A 16428-nucleotide genomic window follows, 5' to 3' on the forward strand; every position below is an offset into this window, starting at 1 on the left:
ACGCGCCGATGCCCCAGCACAGCCCCGATCCCGTGGACGTCTTCGCCTGGATTGATGACGCCGAACGGGTCCGCGAGCAGGCAGGACTGGTGCGGACGCTGCGACCGCGCCCGGCCTCCTCGCCGCTCCTCGACCTCGCGAGCAACGACTACCTCGGTCTGTCCAGGCACCCCGGGACCGTCCGCGGGGCACGTGAGGCGGCCGAGCGCTGGGGGGCCGGAGCCACTGGATCGCGGCTGGTGACGGGTACGACCGAGCTTCATGCCGAGCTCGAGCGGGAGCTCGCCGCCTTCTGCGGGTTCGAGGCGGCGCTGGTGCTCTCCTCCGGCTACGCGGCCAACCTCGCGGCCGTGACCGCGCTCAGCGACCGGGGCACCCTGGTGGTCTCCGACGCCGGGAACCACGCCTCGATCGTCGACGGCTGCCGCCTCTCGCGCGCCGAGACCGCGGTGATCCCGCACTCCGACCCGGACACCGCGCGCAAGACCCTCGCCACCCACACGGGCCGGGCGCTGCTGGTCAGCGACTCGGTCTTCTCCGTCGACGGGGACGCGGCCCCGCTCGCGGCGTACGCGGCGGCCTGCCGGGACGAGGGTGCGGCCCTGGTCGTGGACGACGCGCACGGGCTGGGCGTACTGGGCGAGGGCGGCCGGGGCGCCCTGCACGCGGCCGGGCTCGCGGGCGCGCCGGGGGTGGTGGCCACGCTGACGCTCTCGAAGTCCCTGGGCAGCCAGGGCGGCGCGGTGCTCGGCCCGGCCAAGGTGATCCGGCACCTGGTCAACACGGCCCGGACCTTCATCTTCGACACCGGGCTCGCGCCCGCCGCCGTGGGCGCGGCGCTGGCGAGCCTGCGCCTGCTCCAGCGGGAACCGGAACGCGCGGCGCGGGCCCGCGAGGTGGCCGCCGAGCTGTACGGGCGGCTCACCGCGTCCGGCCTGACCGCGGCCCGGCCGGACGCGGCCGTGGTGTCGGTGCGGGCCCCGTCGGCTTCGGCGGCACTGCGCTGGGCCGCCGACTGCCGCGAGGCAGGTCTGTCCGTGGGCTGCTTCCGCCCGCCGTCGGTGCCGGACGGCATCTCCCGGCTGCGGCTGACCGCCCGGGCCGATCTCACGGGGGAGGAGATCAACCGGGCCGTCGGGACGATCCTGGGGACCGCGCCCGCCGGGGCCACGGACCGGTAGGCGGGGTTACTGGAGCAGGTCCGCCCGGACCGAGGCGAGGAAGCCGTCCCAGGCCGGCCCGGTGAAGAGCACGGCCGGGCCGTCCGTCCGCTTGGAGTCGCGGACGGCGAGCAGGCCGCCGTTGAGGGCGGCCGCTTCCACACAGTTGTTCATTCCGGTGCTGCGGCTGCTCCGCCGCCACCGCGCGCTGTTCAGAAGTCCGCTGGTGGATAAGGGGGTTGCGGACACGGGGGTGCCTCCTTACGCGTCGTCAGCGAGTGAGCTGATGAGATCCGACGAGTCCTGGGGCGGGAGGGCGTGCGCCTGGATGGTGCGGAACGCGGCGCTGTACGCCTCTAGGTCTTCCTTCCGCTCCAGATAGAGGCTACTCGTCAAATGGTCGAGTACCACCACATCCAGATCAGCGATGTTCGGAAATGAGAAGATGACGAACGGTCCGGTGAGGCCGAGATGTCCCCCCACGCTGAACGGAAGTACCTGCAACCGCACTTGGGGCAGGCGTCCCACCTCCACCAGGTGCCTCAGCTGTTCCTTCATCACCCCGGGCCCGCCGATCTGACGGCGCAGCACCGCCTCGTCCAGGACCGCGCTCAGCTCCAGCGGGGGATCGGCCCGCAGCACCGACTGCCGTGCCAGCCGTACGTCGACCAGCGCGTCCACCTTCGGCTCGGGCAGCCCGCCCAGCGCGGCCCGGGTCACGGCCCGCGCGTATCCGGGGGTCTGCAGCAGCCCCGGCACCACGGAGAGCTCCACCGTACGGGCCGACCGGGCGCCGGCCTCCAGGCTGATGAAGTCCCGGTACTCCTGGGGCAGCAGCCCCCGGTAGTCGTGCCACCACTGGCGGCCCCGCCCGGTGTCGCCGCTCGGGCCGGGGCCCGCCGCCGAAGCCGACAGGGCCTCCAGCAGGGCCCGCTGCTGGGCGCTCACGATCTCCCCGTAGGCGTCCAGCAGCAGCCGGATGTCCTCGGGCTTGACGCCGCTGCGCCCCGTCTCGATGCGGCTGATCTTCGACTGGTGCCACCCCACGATCCGGGCCGCCTCACCACTGGTGAGTCCGGACCGGTCGCGCAGGGCACGCAGTTCCTCGCCGAGCTTGCGTCGGCGCACCGCGGGACCGTGCTGCACACCCGCCTCCTTCCACCGGCACAGCTCGCACCAGTCTGCCGTCCAAATACGCTCTTCCGTAGCAGAGTTCACCGCATTGAGGGACAGATATATGCATATCTTGGGGGATCGGCAGAAACGGCGGCACCATGGGTGGCACTCTGGCGTCCAGCACAGATCCGGGGCGGCTTGGCCCCGGTGGGAAAGGGACCGTCGCCATGGCAGATCACCAGGAAGCATCCGTCACTCTGCCGAGCGATCCGGCCTCGGTCGCCGCCGCCCGCCGCTATGTCGCGGAGGTGCTGGGCGAATGGGGACTGCCCGATGACGCCGACACCGCGGACAGTGTCAGACTGATCGTCTCGGAGCTCGCCACCAACGCGGTCCAGCACACCTTCGGCCAGTCGCCCACCTTCACCGTCGACGTCCGGCTGGAGCGCGGGGAGTGGCTCCGCGTCGGAGTGACCGACAGCCACCCGCGCTGGCCCAAGCGGCTGCCCGCCGCGGTGCAGCAGGACAACGGCCGCGGGATGGTCATCATCCGGTGGCTCACCGCGGAAGCGGGCGGCCGGCTCTCGGTCACCCCCACCGAGGAAGGCGGCAAGACGGTGTGGATCGCCTTGCCCTGGACGGTCGGGGCCCCGGCGGGGAGCGCCGTCACAGGCTGCTGAACCGCGTCGGGGTCAGGCGACCGGGTGGGGTCGGCGGGACCGGCGGCGGCCGGTCTCAGCCGAGTTCGCGCTCCGCGGTGCTCCGCTCGATGCACAGCTCGTTGCCCTCGGGGTCGGCCAGCACGACCCAGCCCAGGACCCCGTCCGGCGCGCGCCGGTCGTCCACGAGCTTCGCGCCGAGCCCCATCAGCCGCTCCACGGTCTCGTCCCGCGTGCCGGTCGACGGCTGGATGTCCAGGTGGACCCGGTTCTTGAGGGACTTGGCGTCGGGGACGCGGATGAAGAGCAGCCCGGGCACGCCGGGCTGCGCCGGCTCCGGCACGAGGAGGATCTCGTCGTCGCCCTCCTCGTCGTCCGGGTGGATCTGGAAGCCGGTCACGGCGGACCAGAACCGTGCGACCGCGTAGGGGTCGAGGGAGTCGAAGGTGATGTGCCGGACGGGGTTGAAGAACACGCGTCTCCTCGGTGAAAGCCGTCTGAGCTCTGCTGGAAGGCTGCCCGCGGGGCCGCCTGACGGCCGTATACGGAACGGGGTTTGCCCGGCCCGGCCGCTGAACCGAGTGTCTCCCCGAAACGTGGGTTAACTCAACGGAAAAACGGGGCCCCTAGCGTGGCAGCCACGTTCCTCCGCCAATGATCACCCATGATCCGGTAAAGCTGCGGTGGTCGGGACGGAAAGCCTTTTCCTGTGTTGGGCAAGACACGCTTGGCTCGGATATGCGCAGGTCAACAGAGTGTTGACGGCAAGTAAGGTCGCCCCGGCACGATGTTGATCTTGTCCCGGAAGCTTGGTGATTCGTGTGCATCTGACACCGCACGAGCAGGAAAGACTGCTCATCCACGTGGCCGCCGACGTGGCCGCGAAACGCAGGGCCCGAGGGGTCCGCCTCAACCATCCCGAAGCGGTCGCCCTGATCACCTCGCACATCCTCGAAGGCGCCCGCGACGGCCGCACCGTGGCCGAGCTGATGGCCTCCGGCCGTACCGTCCTGCGCCGCGAGGAGGTCATGGAGGGCATCCCCGAGATGATCCACGACGTCCAGGTCGAGGCGACCTTCCCGGACGGCACCAAACTCGTCACCGTCCACGACCCCATCGTCTGAAGGGCGAACCCGCATGATCCCCGGCGAAATCGCCTACGGGGACGGCCCGGTGCTCCTCAACGAGGGCCGCCCCGTCACCCGTCTCGTCGTCCTCAACTCCGCCGACCGGCCCGTCCAGGTCGGCTCCCACTACCACTTCGCCGAGGCCAACCCCGGACTCGACTTCGACCGCCCCGCCGCCCGCGGGCTCCGGCTCAACGTCGCCGCCGGCACCGCCGTCCGCTTCGAACCGGGCATCCCGGTCGCGGTGGAACTCGTACCGCTGGGCGGACTGCGCACCGTAACGGGACTGCGCGGGGAGACCGGGGGGCCGCTCGATGGCTGAGATCTCGCGCCAGGAGTACGCCGACCTGTTCGGGCCGACCGCCGGTGACCGGATCCGGCTGGCCGACACCGACCTCTTCGTCGAGATCGAGGAGGACCTCAGTGGCGGACCCGGCCGGTCCGGCGACGAGGCGGTCTTCGGCGGCGGCAAGGTCATCCGCGAGTCCATGGGCCAGGCCCGCACCACCCGCGCCGAGGGGGCCGCGGACACCGTGATCACCGGGGTCGTCGTCCTCGACCACTGGGGCGTCGTCAAGGCCGACCTCGGCATCCGCGACGGCCGGATCTGCGGCATCGGCAAGGCCGGCAATCCCGACACCATGGACGGGGTGGACCCCGCCCTGGTCATCGGCCCGGAGACGGAGATCATCGCCGGCAACGGGAAGATCGTCACGGCCGGGGCCATCGACGCCCACGTGCACTTCATCTCCCCGACGATCATCGAGGAGGCCCTGGCCTCGGGGATCACCACCCTCGTCGGCGGCGGCACCGGGCCGGCCGAGGGAACCAAGGCCACCACCGTCACCCCCGGACCCTGGCACCTCGCCCGGATGTTCGCCGCGCTGGAGGCCTACCCCGTCAACATCGGTCTGCTCGGCAAGGGCAACACCATGTCCCGCGAGGGCATGCACTCCCAACTGCGCGGCGGCGCCCTCGGGTTCAAGATCCACGAGGACTGGGGGTCCACCCCCGCCGTCATCGACGCCTGCCTGAGCGTCTGCGAGGAGACCGGCGTCCAGGTCGCCATCCACACCGACACGCTCAACGAGGCCGGATTCGTGGGCGACACCCTCGCCGCCATCGGCGGGCGCACCATCCACTCGTACCACACCGAGGGAGCCGGCGGCGGGCACGCCCCCGACATCATCACCGTGGTCTCCGAGCCGAACATCCTGCCCAGCTCCACCAACCCCACCCGGCCGCACACCGTCAACACCGTCGAGGAACACCTCGACATGCTGATGGTCTGCCACCACCTCAACCCGGCCGTCCCCGAGGACCTCGCCTTCGCCGAGTCCCGCATCCGGCCCTCGACCATCGCCGCCGAGGACGTCCTGCACGACCTCGGGGCGATCTCCATCATCTCCTCCGACTCCCAGGCCATGGGCCGCGTCGGCGAGGTCGTCCTGCGCACCTGGCAGACGGCCCACGTGATGAAGAAGCGCCGGGGCTTCCTGCCCGGCGACGGGCCCGCCGACAACCACCGGGCCCGCCGCTACGTCGCCAAGTACACGATCAACCCGGCCGTGGCCCAGGGCCTCGCCCGCGAGATCGGCTCCGTCGAGACCGGCAAACTCGCCGACCTGGTCTTGTGGAACCCCGCCTTCTTCGGGGTCAAGCCCGAAGTGGTCATCAAGGGCGGCCAGATCGCCTACGCGCAGATGGGCGACGCCAACGCCTCCATCCCCACCCCCCAGCCGGTGCTGCCCCGGCCGATGTTCGGCGCCCACGGGCGCGCACCCGGCCTCAACTCGCTCAACTTCACCGCGCAGGCCGCACTCGACGACGGACTGCCCGAACGGCTCGGACTCGGCAAGCAGTTCGTGGCCATCGAGAGCACCCGCAAGGTCAGCAAGTCGGACATGCGCAACAACGACGCCATGCCGAGGGTGGAGGTCGATGCCGACACCTTCACCGTCAGCATCGACGGGGAAGCCGTGGAACCGGCGCCCGCGACCGAACTGCCCATGGCCCAGCGATACTTCCTCTTCTGATGACGGGCCTCACCCGATGAGCCTCGCCGCCCTGCTCGTCCTCGCCGACGGCCGCTTCCCCGCCGGGGGCCACGCCCACTCCGGCGGGGCCGAAGCCGCCTGCAAGGCGGGCCGGATCCGCGACGCGGCCACCCTGGAGGAGTTCTGCCGGGGCCGACTGCACACCGCGGGCCTCACCGCCGCCGGCCTCGCCGCCGCCGCGGCCCTCGGACTCGACCCGGCGGAGCTCGACGCCGCCGCCGACGCCCGCACCCCTTCGCCCGCGCTGCGCACCGCGGCCCGGCGGCTGGGCCGGCAGCTGATGCGGGCCGCCCGGGCCACCTGGCCCTCCCCCGAACTGGAGGAACTGGCCGCCGCCTTCCCGCGCGGAGCCCATCAGCCCGTCGTGCTCGGCGTCACCGCCCGGGCGGCCGGGCTCGGACCGCGCGACGCGGCGCACGTGGCGGCGTACGAGGCGGTCGGCGGGCCCGCGACCGCGACCGTCCGGCTGCTGGGCCTGGACCCCTTCGAGGCGAGCGGGGTCCTGGCCCGCCTCGCCCCGGAGCTGGACGCAGTCGCCGCCCGGGCGGAGCGGGCCGCGCTGCGCGCCCGCTCGGAGGGCCCGGACGCCCTGCCCGCGGCCTCCTCACCCCTGCTGGAGATCGCGGCAGAGATCCATGCCGACTGGGCGGTACGGCTCTTCGCCTCCTGAACCGGCGCCCCGCCGGCCGTCCCGACCACCCCAAGGAGACCCCTGATGCACCTCGACCACGCCGTGACCTACCCCCAGCGGCACACCCACGGCGCCGCGCCGCTGCGGGCCGACGGCTCGCGCCGCGCCCTGCGCATCGGACTCGGCGGACCCGTCGGCTCCGGCAAGACCGCCACCGTCGCCGCGCTCTGCCGCGCCCTGCGCGCCGAGTTCTCCATGGCCGTCGTCACGAACGACATCTACACGCGGGAGGACGCCGAGTTCCTGCTCCGGGAGGCCGTGCTGCCGCCCGAGCGGATCACCGCCGTGGAGACCGGGGCCTGTCCGCACACCGCCATCCGCGACGACATCTCCGCCAACCTGGAGGCCGTGGAAGAACTGGAGGAGGCCTTCCGGGAGAGCGGTCCGCTCGACCTGATCCTCGTCGAGTCCGGCGGGGACAACCTCACCGCCACCTTCTCCCGCGGCCTGGCCGACGCCCAGATCTTCGTCATCGACGTGGCCGGCGGGGACGACATCCCGCGCAAGGGCGGCCCCGGCGTCACCACCGCCGACCTCCTCGTCGTCAACAAGACCGACCTCGCCCCCCACGTCGGCTCCGACCTGGACCGGATGGCCCGCGACGCCGCCGAGCAGCGCGGCGAACTGCCCGTCGCCTTCCAGTCGCTGCGCGGCCCGGACGGAGTGGCCCCGGTGGCCGCCTGGGTGCGCGAGCGGATCGCCGCCTGGACCGTACGGTGACCAGCGCGCCCGCCCTCGCTCCGCCGGCCGCCGCCCCTTCCACCCCGCCGGCCCCCGTCCCGCCGGTCCCCGCCCCGGAGCCGCCGCCCGCGGCGGGCCTGCGCGCCACCGCCCGGATCCACGCCGTCGCCGACGGGCGCGGCTCCACCGCCCTGCCCCTGCTGGCCGGGGAGGGGCCGCTCGCGCTGCGCCGCACCCGCGGCCGCGGGGCCGAGGCCGGGGTCATGCTGGTCGGCGCGATGAGCGCCCCGCTGGGCGGGGACCACCTCACCGTCGAGGTCACCGCCGGGCCCGCGGCCCGCCTCGCCCTCGCCTCGGCGGCGGCGACGCTGGCGCTGCCCGGCCGAGGTGGCGAGCCCGCGCGGTACGACGTACGGCTCGACCTGGCGGAGGGGGCCTCGGTGCGCTGGCTGCCCGAGCCGCTGGTCTCCGTGCGGGGCAGCGACCTGAGGGTGCGCACGCGGGCCGAACTCGCCCCCACCGCACGGCTGCTGCTGCGCGAGGAGCAGGTGCTGGGCCGGACCGGGGAGCCCCCGGGCCTGCTGCGCAGCCGGCTCACCGTCGGCCTCGGCGGCCGTCCGCTGCTGGACCAGGAACTCACCTGCGGGCCCGGGGCGCCCGGCGGCTGGGACGGCCCGGCGGGGCTGGCGGGCCACCGGGCGCTCGGCCAGCTCCTGGTCGTGGACCCGGCCTTCGCCGGGGCGCCGCCCGCGGCCGGGCCGCTGGGGGAGTTCGCCGCGGTGACCCCGCTGGCCGGCCCGGCCGTACTCGTGACGGCCCTGGCCCCGGACGCCCTGCGGCTGCGTGAACTGCTCGACACGGCCCTGCGTTCCTACGGCTGGTGACCGGGGCCTCCCGCCTCAGGGCGAATCGGACACCGCTCAGCGGTACACGCCTCCCCGGTTATCGGGTTGGCAAAGAACCGGGCCGCGCTCTGTCGCCCGGTACGGGTGAGCGACAAGGATCCCCTTGCGCCCCGATGACCGGGCCTGACCGAACCATGCTGCCCACGGCGGCACTTGACGCAGGGGGAACCACCACGTGATACGTACCGCGACGCTGGGGAGCGCCGCCACTCTCATCACCGGCGCACTCGCGGCGGGCCTGTTGCTCGCACCGCCCGCCGGAGCGGCTCCGGCCGACCGTGACAACGGGGCCGCGGAGGCGGCGGGCGTGAAGATCGCCGCCGCCCGCGCCGCGCACACCGGGATCGACTGGAAGGACTGTCCCGCCGACTGGGGCTTCGAGAAGCCCATCCAGTGCGGCTGGGTGAAGGTCCCGCTCGACTACAGCAAGCCGTTCGGCAAGACCATCGACCTCGCGGTCGACCGGATCGCCAGCACGGGCACCAAGGAGGAGCGCCAGGGCGCGCTCGTCTACAACCCGGGCGGCCCCGGCGGCTCGGGCATGCGCTTCCCGCGCCGGGTCACCACCCAGAGCCCGCTGTGGGTGAACACCGCGAAGGCCTACGACTTCGTGGGCTTCGACCCCCGCGGCGTCGGCCACTCGGCGCCCATCTCCTGCATCGACCCGCAGGAGTTCGTGAAGGCCCCCAAGGCCGACCCGGTCCCGTCCGGCGAGGCCGACAAGCGCGCCCAGCGCAAGCTCGCGGCCGAGTACGCGGACGGCTGCAAGGAGCGCAGCGGCGAGATGCTGCCGCACATGACCACCCCGAACACCGCGCGCGACCTGGACGTCATCCGGGCGGCCCTCGGCGAGCAGAAGCTGAACTTCCTCGGCGTCTCCTACGGCACCTACATCGGCGGGGTCTACGCGACCCTGTTCCCGACCCACGTGCGCCGCATGATCGTCGACAGCGTGGTCGACCCGGACCGGGACAACATCTGGTACGAGGCCAACCTCGGCCAGGACGTCGCCTTCCAGACCCGCTGGAACGACTGGCAGGACTGGGTCGCCGCGAACGACGCCGTCTTCCACATCGGCGACACCCGCGCCAAGGTCGAGGCCAAGTACCAGGAGCTGCGCGCCGCGGCCAAGGCGAACCCGATCGGCGGGGTCGTCGGCCCCGCCGAGCTGATCGGCTTCTTCCAGGGCGCCCCGTACTACGACTCCTCCTGGGTGCCCGTCGCCCAGACCTGGAGCAAGTACCTCGCCGGCGACACCCAGGCGCTGGTCGACGCGATCGCCCCGGACATGTCCGACCTCAAGGGCAACGCGGCGACCGAGAACGGCAACGCCGTGTACACCGCGGTCGAGTGCGCCGACGCGAAGTGGCCCACCAGCTGGGCGAAGTGGGACCGGGACAACACCAGGCTGCACGCCAAGTACCCGTTCCTGACCTGGTCGAACGCCTGGATGAACCTGCCCTGCGCGACCTGGAAGTCCAAGCAGAGCACCCCGATCGAGGTCGGTGCCAAGCGCGGCCTGCCGCCGGTGCTGATCGTCCAGTCCGAGCGGGACGCGGCCACGCCGTACAAGGGCGCCGTCTCGCTGCACAAGCGGCTGGCCGGCTCGCGCCTGATCACCGAGCGGGGCGCGGGCTCGCACGGGGTCACCAGCGTGGTGAACCCCTGTATCAACACCCGGGTGGACGCCTACCTGCTGACGGGCAAGGTCGACACCAAGGACGTGACGTGCGACCCGCACGCCACCCCGGTCGCCCCGGCCCCGGCCGCCGCGAAGTCCCTCGGCCAGGCCCCGGCCTCGGACCTCCTGGCGCACGAGGAGCTCCCGGCCGTCCGCTAGACCGTCCGACCGGCCCGTCCGACCGGCCCGTCCGACCGGCTCGTCGACAGCCCGACCGCCGGTCCCCGGGCCGGTCCGGCACGGGAGAAGGCTCAGCGCGAGGTGCGCCGGGCCTTCTTCCGTTCGGCCTCTTCCTCGGCCTTGACCTCGGCCGCGTACCGGTCCACGTACTCCTGGCCGGACAGTCCGAGGATCGCGTACATGATCTCGTCGGTGACGGCCCGCAGGACGGCCCGCTCGCCCTCCAGCCCCGCGTAGCGGGAGAAGTCCATCGGCTCACCGAAGCGGATCGTCACCCGCCGGATCTTCGGGATCTTCTGCCCGGGCGGCTGGATCTCGAAGGTGCCGACCATCGCACACGGTACGACGGGCACCCCGGCGCCCAGCGCCATCGCGGCCACGCCCACCTTGCCCTTGTACAGCCGCCCGTCGTGCGAGCGCGTGCCCTCCGGGTAGATGCCCAGGAGCTCCTCCTTGGCCAGCACGCCGAGCCCCTCGCGCAGGGCGGCCTGTCCGGCGTCCTTGCCGGAGCGGTCCACGGGGATCTGCCCGGCGCTGCGGAAGAACGCGGCGGTGAGCCGGCCCTTGACCCCGGGGCCGGTGAAGTACTCGGCCTTCGCGAGGAAGGTGATCCGCCGCTTGAGGATCGCGGGCATCAGGAAATGATCGGAGAACGACAGGTGGTTGCCCGCGATGATCGCGGCCCCCTCCGTCGGGATGTTCTCCAGTCCCTCGATCCGCGGGCGGAACAGCAGCCTCAGCAGCGGACCGAGCAACACGTGCTTGAGCAAGTGGTAGAACACCAGGCCGCTCCCGTCGATGTCCCGTTGTCACGGCCATCGTACGGACAGTCAGTCCCGGTCCGGCAGCTCAGGGACCGCCTTGATCGCACCCTGTCTTGATCACACGCTGCGGGAGGCGGCCATTCCGGCGGTCAGCAGCCCCAGCACCACCCAGCCGAACCACAGCCAGCCGTTGCTGCCGAGGGCCACGGAGTACACGGCGACGGCCACCAGAGCGGCGAAGGTCATGACAGCCATCGCCTTAACAGATCCGGTCATGCCCCATGGTCGCGCGCCGAGGCGCCGACGCGCTACTGGCCACGCGCTTGGAGCGAGGCCAGATACGCGTTGTACGCCGCCAGCTCCTGGTCCCCGTCGCGGTCCGCGGCCCGGTCGGAACGCTTCGCCGCCCGCTGCTCGGAGTGGTACCACTGGAAGACCAGCGCGATCAGCACCAGCACCGAGGGGATCTCGCTGAAGGCCCACGCGATACCGCCGCCCCACTGCTGGTCGAGCAGTGGATCGATGCCGAGGGATGCGGGCGGGTTCGCGTACGTCTTGATCATCGGCTCGCTCGCCATCATCAGCGCGATGCCGAAGAAGGCGTGGAAGGGCATCCCGGCGAAGAGCTCCAGCATGCGCATCACGTACCCCGGCCGGTGCGGGCCCGGGTCGATGCCCATGATCGGCCAGAAGAAGATCAGGCCGACGGCGAGGAAGTGCAGCATCATCGCGATGTGCCCGGTCCGGCTCTCCATCAGGAAGTCGAAGAGCGGGGTGAAGTACAGGGCGTAGAGGCTGGCGATGAACATCGGGATCGTGAAGGCCGGGTGCGTGATGATCCGCATGTACCGGCTGTGCAGCAGCATCAGGAGCAGCTCGCGCGGCCCCTTGGTGCCGCGCGCGGCCGGCGGCAGCGCGCGCAGCGCCAGTGTCATCGGCGCGCCGAGCAGCAGCAGGATCGGGGTGATCATGCTGATCACCATGTGCTGGACCATGTGCACGCTGAACATGACCATGCCGTAGTCATTCAGCTTCGTGCACATCACCAGGATCACGCTCAGCACACCGAGCGTGAACGCGATGGTCCGGCCCACCGGCCAGGAGTCCCCGCGCCGGCGCAGCCGCAGCACGCCCCATCCGTACAGGGCGAGCGCCAGCACCGAGCCGATCAGGAAGAAGGAGTCGAAGGAGAACTCCAGACCACGCCCGAGAGTGAAGGGCGGCAGGTCCATGTCCATGTCCATGCCGTGCCCGCTGTGATCCATCTGTTCACTCCCTTGACTGTGGCGCCCCACCACAGTAATGCCGCCCCCGGACGCATCCGCGCCCGGGGCCGCCACTCACCCCGCGGGAGTCACAGGACGTTCTGCGCCTCGGCGTACCGGTCCGACGGGACCGTCTTGAGGGTCTGCACCGCATCGGCGAGCGGAACCATGACGATGTCCGTGCCGCGCAGCGCGGTCAGCATGCCGAACTCGCCCCGGTGCGCCGCCTCCACGGCGTGCCAGCCGAAGCGGGTGGCGAGCACCCGGTCGTACGCGGTGGGCGTGCCGCCGCGCTGGACGTGGCCCAGGATCACCGGCCGGGCCTCCTTGCCGAGGCGGTCCTCCAGCTCGACGGCGAGCGTGTTGCCGATGCCGGCGAACCGCTCGTGCCCGTACATGTCCGTGCCGCCCTCTTCGAAGCGCATCGAGCCGGGGCGCGGCTTGGCACCCTCGGCGACCACGACGATCGCGAAGCGCTTGCCCGCGGAGAAGCGCTCGCCGACGATCGCCGTCAGCTCGTCGATGTCGAAGGGGCGCTCCGGGACGACGATCGCGTGCGCGCCGGCCGCCATGCCGGAGTGCAGGGCGATCCACCCGGTGTGGCGGCCCATGACCTCCACCACCATCACGCGCTGGTGGGACTCGGCGGTGGTCTTCAGCCGGTCCAGCGCCTCGGTGGCGACCCCGACGGCGGTGTCGAAGCCGAAGGTGACGTCGGTGGACGCGATGTCGTTGTCGATGGTCTTCGGGACGCCGACGATCGGCAGACCGGCCTGCGAGAGCAGGTGGGCGGCCTTCAGGGTGCCCTCGCCGCCGATCGGGATGATGGCGTCCAGACCCAGGTCGGCGACGTGGCCGCGGGCGCGCTCCACACCGTCGCGCAGGTGCGCGGGCTGGACCCGGGAGGAGCCGAGGATCGTGCCGCCGCGGGCCAGGATGCCGCCGACGGCGTCGAGGTCGAGCTTGCGGTAATCCGCCTCCAGGAGGCCCTTCCAGCCGTCGTGGAAGCCGATCACCTCGTCGCCGTGGTCGACGACGGCTCGGTGCACGACGGAGCGGATGACCGCATTCAGGCCGGGGCAGTCGCCACCGGAAGTGAGCACACCAATGCGCATGGCAGGAAGAGACCTTTGCAACGTGGGCCGACGACCGGACCACGTCGTCCGGTGGGAACTACGGCCACCCTACAAGCGGTGGAGCGGTGGGCTGAACCATCCTCCACATGCTGGTCGCACTCGTCGTACGAAACCACGTCGGCCCGGTTCCCCCTAGGGAAAACCGGGCCGAACACATGATGACGGGGCCGCCCCGATGAGCGGCCCGCAGGGCGCTACGCGGGCTGCGTCGCCGCCGCGATGCGCTCGGCGCGCAGCGCGTCGTACCACCGGTCGTCTATGGCCGGCAGCGCGTTCACGTCGAGGGCCAGCTTCAGCAGCAGGTCCGCGATGTGCGGGTTGCGCGCCATCACGGGGCCGTGCATGTAGGTGCCGAACACCGTGTCGTTGTACGCGCCTTCGGTGCCGTCGCCGGTGCCGTTGCCGCGGCCCATGCTCACCCGGGCGAACGGCCGCGCCGTCGGACCGAGGTGGGTGACGCCCTGGTGGTTCTCGAAGCCCGTCAGCTGCGGCAGGCCCAGGCGCGGGTCGATGTCCGCCAGGACGTCGCCGACGCACCGCTCGCCCTCGCCGCGCACGGTGACGACGTCCAGCAGGCCGAGGCCCTGCTGGCGCTCGCCCATGTCGTTCACGAACTCGTTGCCGAGGATCTGGTACCCGGCGCAGACGGAGAAGACGATCGCCCCGTTCGAGACGGCCCGCTCCAGACCGCCGTCGCGCAGCAGCCGCTCCGCGGCCAGCCGCTGCGGCCGGTCCTCACCGCCACCGATCAGGTAGATGTCGCCCGAGGTGGGGATCGGCTGGTCGCTGCGCACGTCCACGCGCTGCACGTCCAGGCCGCGCTGACGCGCCCGGCGCTCCACCACGAGGGCGTTGCCCTGGTCTCCGTACGTGCTGAGCAGGTCGGGGTAGACCCACACCAGACGCAGGCTGTTGTCGCTCATGCTCTTGTCCTCTGCGTTTCTGACGGGTCTAGTTGCCGACGCGGCGGCGTACGTCCTGGAAGGCGGTGTAGTTGGCGATCAGCTCGATCTGTCCGGGCGGCGCCAGCTGCACGGCCTCGTCGAGGGTCTCGCACACCCGGAAGTCCAGGCCGGCGACCTCCAGGCGGACCGCCAGGTCCAGCTTGCGGTCGCCGATCACGAAGATCGGGTGGCCCGCCAGGCGCGGGTAGTCCACGTCCCACAGCCAGGAGGTGTCGGTGCCGTCGGCGCCGCGCGCGTTCACCGAGAGGATCACCGGGGTCGGCGGCGGGTCGATCAGCGAGAACGTCTCCAGCCAGCCGGCCGGGTTCTTCGCGAGCAGCAGCCGCAGTTCGCGGCCCTGGAAGCTCACCACGTCGTAGCGGCCGGCCACGGCCTGCACCTGGTACATCCGCTCCAGCGCGACCTGCGGCGGGACGCCGAAGACCGCGGCCACGGCGGCCGAGGTGGCGGCGTTCGCCTTGTTGGCGCGGCCGGGCAGCTGGAGGTGGATCGGCCAGGCGCTGCCGTGCGGGTCGAGCACGTGGTCGCCGGAGAGCACCCAGCTGGGGGTGGGGCGGCGGAAACCGCACTCGCCGCAGAACCAGTCGTCGCCCGGGCGTTGCATCACGCCGCCGCAGGAGGGGCACGACCAGGCGTCGTCCTTCCACTCCTGGCCGGCCGCGACCCACACCACGTTCTGCGAGGAGGAGGCCGACCAGACGATCAGCGGGTCGTCGCAGTTCGCGACGATGACCGCCTTCGAGCCCGAGAGGCCCTCTCGCCACTTCTCCGCGAGCATGCGGGTCTCGGCGGCGCGGTCCAGCTGGTCGCGCGAGAGGTTCAGCAGGGCGATCACCTTGGGGGTGACGTCCCGGGCCACTCCGGCCAGGTACTTCTCGTCGACCTCGATGACGCCGTACTTGGCGTCCGAGCCGCCCGCCAGCGCCGAGGTGATGCCGGCCGGCATGTTCGCGCCCAGCGCGTTGGAGACGACCGGACCGCTGGCCCGCAGGGCCTCCGCGATCAGCCGGGTCGTCGTGGTCTTGCCGTTCGTCGCGGAGACGAGGACGACATCGAGATGCTGCGCCAGCGCTCCGAGGAGATCGGGGTCGAGCCTGAGTGCGACCTTGCCACCGATCACCGATCCGCTTCCGCGTCCCGCGGCCCGCGACACCGCCGCCGCGGCCTTGCCCGCCGTCACGGCCAGCTTGGCCCGCGGCGAAAGCGGCTCTGTGTTGCCTGCCATCGTCCCTTGTCCTCCTTGCGTCGGTCGGCCCCAGCCTATCCAGTACCTGCCGGAGCCTTGACCGCGGCGCCCCCACCCCGCCACAGATCTCCTCATATAGTCGCCCGTCGTACCCTTACGGCCATGCGACAGCGCCCCATCCCCGGTACCTCCGGCATCGTCCGCACCATGAGCCTGCTGGGCGATCCGGTGCTCCACTCGGCCTGCGCGGAGGTCACCGAGTTCGGTCCGGCCCTCGACCGGCTCATCGAGGACATGTTCGCGACGATGTACGCCCACCAGGGCGTAGGCCTCGCCGCGAACCAGATCGGGGTCGGGCAGCGGGTGTTCGTCTACGACTGCCCCGACGACGAGGACGTCCGGCACGTCGGGCACGTCGTCAACCCCCGCCTGGTCGTTGCCGACGGGGACGAGTTCCTCGGGCCGGAGGGCTGTCTGTCGCTGCCGGGGCTGGAGGCGGGGACGGCCCGCTTCGACCGGGCGGTCGTCGAAGGGGTCACCTCCGACGGGGCCGCGGTCCGGATCACCGGGACCGGGTTCTTCGCGCGCTGCCTTCAGCACGAGTGCGATCACCTGGGCGGCGCGGTGTACGCGGACCGCGTGACGGGGCTGCGGGCGCGGCGCCTGCGGCGGGCGATCCGCAAGGCCCCGTGGCGCGCCGGCCCGCTGCGCGGCTAGCCGCATCCGGCCTCGGCTCGTCCGGCCGAATTCGGCCTTGCCTGGCCAAACCTGGCCTGGTCTGGCCAACCCTGGCCTGGCCTCGCCTGGCCAAGCCCAGCTTCGCGAACGCGGCCTCGGGCGGCAGCATTCCAGCCT

General features: G+C 72.1%; 19 protein-coding genes. 10 read left to right on the top strand and 9 right to left on the bottom strand.

Features of this window, described 5'->3' with window-relative positions:
- Window positions 1–8 precede the first annotated feature (8 nt).
- Window positions 9–1181 (top strand): 8-amino-7-oxononanoate synthase, encoded by a 1173-nt coding sequence (locus OG447_RS19780; protein WP_266938138.1) that lies wholly within the window; start codon window positions 9–11, stop codon window positions 1179–1181.
- A 6-nt stretch (window positions 1182–1187) separates the two neighbouring features.
- On the opposite strand, the gene OG447_RS19785 is transcribed toward OG447_RS19780, so the two are convergent.
- Together OG447_RS19785 and OG447_RS19790 are read right to left on the bottom strand one after the other, a co-directional pair.
- Window positions 1188–1409, bottom strand: a complete 222-nt coding sequence (locus OG447_RS19785; RefSeq protein WP_266938139.1) for a DUF397 domain-containing protein — start codon at window positions 1407–1409, stop codon at window positions 1188–1190.
- 12 nt (window positions 1410–1421) lie between these two features.
- Window positions 1422–2306 (bottom strand): helix-turn-helix transcriptional regulator, encoded by an 885-nt coding sequence (locus OG447_RS19790; RefSeq protein ID WP_266938140.1) that lies wholly within the window; start codon window positions 2304–2306, stop codon window positions 1422–1424.
- Between the two features lie 197 nt (window positions 2307–2503).
- On the opposite strand from OG447_RS19790, the gene OG447_RS19795 reads away from it, so the two are divergent.
- The gene (locus OG447_RS19795; RefSeq protein WP_266938141.1) at window positions 2504–2956 is read left to right on the top strand and encodes an ATP-binding protein; all 453 of its coding nucleotides are present in this window, start codon (window positions 2504–2506) and stop codon (window positions 2954–2956) included.
- Between the two features lie 55 nt (window positions 2957–3011).
- Here the strand turns inward: OG447_RS19795 and OG447_RS19800 are convergent, their stop codons facing one another.
- Entirely contained in the window at window positions 3012–3410 is a 399-nt protein-coding gene (locus OG447_RS19800; RefSeq protein ID WP_266938142.1) for a VOC family protein, read from the bottom strand.
- A gap of 346 nt (window positions 3411–3756) precedes the next feature.
- Here OG447_RS19800 and OG447_RS19805 point away from each other — a divergent pair, with 346 nt between their 5' ends.
- The 7 genes from OG447_RS19805 to OG447_RS19835 all read left to right on the top strand — a co-directional run bounded on the left by OG447_RS19805 (window position 3757) and on the right by OG447_RS19835 (window position 10236).
- A complete protein-coding gene (locus OG447_RS19805; RefSeq protein ID WP_266938143.1) occupies window positions 3757–4059 on the top strand; it encodes an urease subunit gamma in 303 nt (100 codons plus the stop codon).
- Window positions 4060–4072: 13 nt separating this feature from the next.
- Complete coding sequence (locus tag OG447_RS19810; RefSeq protein WP_266938144.1) at window positions 4073–4384, top strand: urease subunit beta; 312 nt, start codon at window positions 4073–4075, stop codon at window positions 4382–4384.
- A complete protein-coding gene (locus tag OG447_RS19815; RefSeq protein WP_266938145.1) occupies window positions 4377–6098 on the top strand; it encodes an urease subunit alpha in 1722 nt (573 codons plus the stop codon). Before OG447_RS19810 ends, OG447_RS19815 begins: the two co-directional genes overlap by 8 nt.
- Before the next feature lie 16 nt (window positions 6099–6114).
- Window positions 6115–6789, top strand: a complete 675-nt coding sequence (locus tag OG447_RS19820) for an urease accessory protein UreF (RefSeq protein WP_266938146.1) — start codon at window positions 6115–6117, stop codon at window positions 6787–6789.
- Between the two features lie 45 nt (window positions 6790–6834).
- Window positions 6835–7530 carry an urease accessory protein UreG gene (ureG, locus tag OG447_RS19825; RefSeq protein ID WP_266938147.1) on the top strand — a complete coding sequence of 232 codons (696 nt, stop codon included), beginning with the start codon at window positions 6835–6837 and terminating at the stop codon, window positions 7528–7530.
- 98 nt (window positions 7531–7628) lie between these two features.
- Entirely contained in the window at window positions 7629–8375 is a 747-nt protein-coding gene (locus OG447_RS19830) for an urease accessory protein UreD (protein WP_266938951.1), read from the top strand.
- Between the two features lie 196 nt (window positions 8376–8571).
- Window positions 8572–10236: an alpha/beta hydrolase gene (locus tag OG447_RS19835; protein WP_266938148.1), complete on the top strand. Its 1665-nt coding sequence runs from the start codon at window positions 8572–8574 to the stop codon at window positions 10234–10236.
- 92 nt (window positions 10237–10328) lie between these two features.
- On the opposite strand, the gene OG447_RS19840 is transcribed toward OG447_RS19835, so the two are convergent.
- The 6 genes from OG447_RS19840 to OG447_RS19865 form a co-directional block, all read right to left on the bottom strand.
- A complete protein-coding gene (locus OG447_RS19840; protein WP_266938149.1) occupies window positions 10329–11039 on the bottom strand; it encodes a 1-acyl-sn-glycerol-3-phosphate acyltransferase in 711 nt (236 codons plus the stop codon).
- Between the two features lie 99 nt (window positions 11040–11138).
- On the bottom strand, window positions 11139–11297 hold the full coding sequence (locus OG447_RS19845) for a hypothetical protein (RefSeq protein ID WP_266938150.1): 159 nt from the start codon (window positions 11295–11297) through the stop codon (window positions 11139–11141).
- 32 nt (window positions 11298–11329) lie between these two features.
- On the bottom strand, window positions 11330–12286 hold the full coding sequence (locus tag OG447_RS19850; RefSeq protein ID WP_266938151.1) for a cytochrome c oxidase assembly protein: 957 nt from the start codon (window positions 12284–12286) through the stop codon (window positions 11330–11332).
- Between the two features lie 89 nt (window positions 12287–12375).
- Window positions 12376–13401 (bottom strand): 6-phosphofructokinase, encoded by a 1026-nt coding sequence (locus OG447_RS19855; protein ID WP_266938153.1) that lies wholly within the window; start codon window positions 13399–13401, stop codon window positions 12376–12378.
- Between the two features lie 215 nt (window positions 13402–13616).
- Window positions 13617–14345 (bottom strand): type 1 glutamine amidotransferase, encoded by a 729-nt coding sequence (locus tag OG447_RS19860; protein ID WP_266938154.1) that lies wholly within the window; start codon window positions 14343–14345, stop codon window positions 13617–13619.
- 28 nt (window positions 14346–14373) lie between these two features.
- Window positions 14374–15612, bottom strand: coding sequence for a MurT ligase domain-containing protein (locus tag OG447_RS19865; RefSeq protein ID WP_266938155.1), 1239 nt, complete (start codon window positions 15610–15612; stop codon window positions 14374–14376).
- Between the two features lie 123 nt (window positions 15613–15735).
- Here OG447_RS19865 and def point away from each other — a divergent pair, with 123 nt between their 5' ends.
- A complete protein-coding gene (gene def, locus OG447_RS19870) occupies window positions 15736–16290 on the top strand; it encodes a peptide deformylase (protein ID WP_266938156.1) in 555 nt (184 codons plus the stop codon).
- Window positions 16291–16428: the final 138 nt, after the last annotated feature.

This window comes from Streptomyces sp. NBC_01408 (genome assembly GCF_026340255.1).
GTDB lineage: Bacteria > Actinomycetota > Actinomycetes > Streptomycetales > Streptomycetaceae > Streptomyces.

Excerpts from the sequence above, each read along its gene's own strand:
- OG447_RS19855 (WP_266938153.1), bottom strand. The coding sequence starts at position 13,401 with ATGCGCATTGGTGTGCTCACTTCCGGTGGCGACTGCCCCGGCCTGAAT.
- ureG (WP_266938147.1), top strand. The coding sequence starts at position 6,835 with ATGCACCTCGACCACGCCGTGACCTACCCCCAGCGGCACACCCACGGC.
- OG447_RS19820 (WP_266938146.1), top strand. The coding sequence starts at position 6,115 with ATGAGCCTCGCCGCCCTGCTCGTCCTCGCCGACGGCCGCTTCCCCGCC.
- OG447_RS19810 (WP_266938144.1), top strand. The coding sequence starts at position 4,073 with ATGATCCCCGGCGAAATCGCCTACGGGGACGGCCCGGTGCTCCTCAAC.
- OG447_RS19795 (WP_266938141.1), top strand. The coding sequence starts at position 2,504 with ATGGCAGATCACCAGGAAGCATCCGTCACTCTGCCGAGCGATCCGGCC.
- OG447_RS19865 (WP_266938155.1), bottom strand. The coding sequence starts at position 15,612 with ATGGCAGGCAACACAGAGCCGCTTTCGCCGCGGGCCAAGCTGGCCGTG.
- OG447_RS19815 (WP_266938145.1), top strand. The coding sequence starts at position 4,377 with ATGGCTGAGATCTCGCGCCAGGAGTACGCCGACCTGTTCGGGCCGACC.
- OG447_RS19780 (WP_266938138.1), top strand. The coding sequence starts at position 9 with ATGCCCCAGCACAGCCCCGATCCCGTGGACGTCTTCGCCTGGATTGAT.
- OG447_RS19860 (WP_266938154.1), bottom strand. The coding sequence starts at position 14,345 with ATGAGCGACAACAGCCTGCGTCTGGTGTGGGTCTACCCCGACCTGCTC.
- OG447_RS19850 (WP_266938151.1), bottom strand. The coding sequence starts at position 12,286 with ATGGATCACAGCGGGCACGGCATGGACATGGACATGGACCTGCCGCCC.
- def (WP_266938156.1), top strand. The coding sequence starts at position 15,736 with ATGCGACAGCGCCCCATCCCCGGTACCTCCGGCATCGTCCGCACCATG.
- OG447_RS19845 (WP_266938150.1), bottom strand. The coding sequence starts at position 11,297 with ATGACCGGATCTGTTAAGGCGATGGCTGTCATGACCTTCGCCGCTCTG.